Here is a 1733-nt window from a genome sequence, read left to right as displayed (position 1 = left end):
CAGGGGATGTCGGTTTGCATTTAACGATTGCCATGATGCACCCCTTCCTTACTCAGCACTGCTGCTGAAATCGAGATCTTGGCCTGGCTGAAGGGAGACGATCGCCTTCTTCCAGTCATTACGCTTGCCCAGACCACGTGCGGTACGCTTGGTTTTACCCAGAACGTTAACAGTCGACACGTTTTCAACTTTTACGTTGAACAGGCCTTCGACAGCTTTCTTGATTTCCAGCTTGGTTGCATCGGTAGCAACCTTGAATACGAACTGGCCTTTCTTCTCAGCCAGAACGGTAGCCTTCTCGGAAACGTGCGGGCCAAGGAGGACTTTGAATACGCGTTCCTGGTTCATCCCAGCAGCTCCTCGAATTTCTTCACGGCCGAGACAGTGATCAACACTTTCTCGTATGCGATCAGACTGACCGGGTCGGAACCTTGAACGTCACGTACATCGACGTGCGGCAGGTTACGAGCAGCCAGGTACAGGTTCTGATCAACAGCGTCGGAAACGATCAACACATCGCTCAGACCCATGCCGTTCAGCTTGTTCAGCAGGTCTTTGGTTTTCGGCGCTTCGACAGCGAAGTCCTGAACCACGACCAGACGCTCGCTACGTACCAGCTCGGAGAGGATGGAGCGCAGGGCTGCGCGGTACATCTTCTTGTTGAGCTTCTGCGAGTGGTCTTGAGGACGAGCTGCGAAGGTCACACCACCGCCGCGCCAGATCGGGCCACGGGTGGTACCAGCACGCGCGCGGCCAGTACCCTTCTGACGCCATGGGCGCTTACCGCCACCAGCCACGTCGGAACGGGTCTTCTGCTGCTTGGTGCCCTGACGGCCGCCGGCCATGTAGGCCACGACTGCTTGGTGTACCAGCGTCTCGTTGAATTCGCCACCGAAAGTCAGTTCGGAAACTTCGATCGCCTGAGCGTCATTTACATTAAGTTGCATGTCAGTTTCCCCTTAACCGCGAGCCTTGACAGCTGGACGCACAACCACGTCGCCGCCAGTAGCGCCTGGAACGGCACCCTTGATCAGCAGCAGGTTGCGTTCAGCGTCTACGCGTACTACTTCCAGGGACTGCACAGTCACGCGCTCAGCGCCCATGTGACCGGACATCTTTTTGCCCTTGAATACACGACCAGGAGTCTGGCACTGGCCGATGGAGCCAGGGACACGGTGCGATACGGAGTTACCGTGGGTGTTATCTTGACCACGGAAGTTCCAACGCTTGATGGTACCGGCGAAGCCTTTACCTTTGGACTGACCAGTAACGTCTACCAGCTGGCCTGCAGTGAAGAGTTCAGCTTGAATCAGATCGCCAGCCTGGAAATCGCCTTCTTCAAGACGGAACTCCCAAACACCGCGACCAGCGGCAACGTTAGCCTTGGCGAAGTGGCCTGCCTGAGCGGCAGTCACACGCGAAGCACGACGCTCGCCGACAGTGACTTGCACTGCACGGTAGCCATCGGTTTCTTCAGTTTTGAACTGGGTGACGCGATTCGGCTCGATCTGATGACCGTGACCGGAATGGAGACACCTTCTTCGGTGAAAATACGGGTCATGCCCGCTTTTCGACCGACTACACCAATAGTCATGTTGTAAACCTCATGAGTGTACGGGGCTTTCACCCGCTATGGCCGCCCATTTCAGAGCGTTACACGACCAGACCGAAGTCTCGAATTCCGCGACCCGGCCTTGATCGGCGAAAGCCGCCAGCTGCTGCAACGCATCGCC

General features: G+C 56.6%; 2 protein-coding genes and 1 pseudogene. All 3 read right to left on the bottom strand.

The annotated features are described in order from the left end of the window. Window positions 1–48 precede the first annotated feature (48 nt). The gene (rplW, locus tag ACQKPE_RS26475; RefSeq protein WP_003255484.1) at window positions 49–348 is read right to left on the bottom strand and encodes a 50S ribosomal protein L23; all 300 of its coding nucleotides are present in this window, start codon (window positions 346–348) and stop codon (window positions 49–51) included. Next, window positions 345–947 (bottom strand): 50S ribosomal protein L4, encoded by a 603-nt coding sequence (rplD, locus tag ACQKPE_RS26470; protein WP_375099141.1) that lies wholly within the window; start codon window positions 945–947, stop codon window positions 345–347. The genes rplW and rplD overlap by 4 nt, the downstream gene beginning before the upstream one ends. Before the next feature lie 12 nt (window positions 948–959). Beyond that, window positions 960–1594: pseudogene (gene rplC, locus ACQKPE_RS26465) on the bottom strand (50S ribosomal protein L3). Between the last annotated feature and the right edge of the window lie 139 nt (window positions 1595–1733).

Source organism: Pseudomonas sp. NPDC089554, from assembly GCF_050280645.1.
Classification (GTDB): domain Bacteria; phylum Pseudomonadota; class Gammaproteobacteria; order Pseudomonadales; family Pseudomonadaceae; genus Aquipseudomonas.
This window is presented reverse-complemented; position numbering and strand designations above follow the sequence as displayed.

Coding starts and splice junctions, on each gene's coding strand:
- rplW (WP_003255484.1), bottom strand. CDS start 348: ATGAACCAGGAACGCGTATTCAAAGTCCTCCTTGGCCCGCACGTTTCC.
- rplD (WP_375099141.1), bottom strand. CDS start 947: ATGCAACTTAATGTAAATGACGCTCAGGCGATCGAAGTTTCCGAACTG.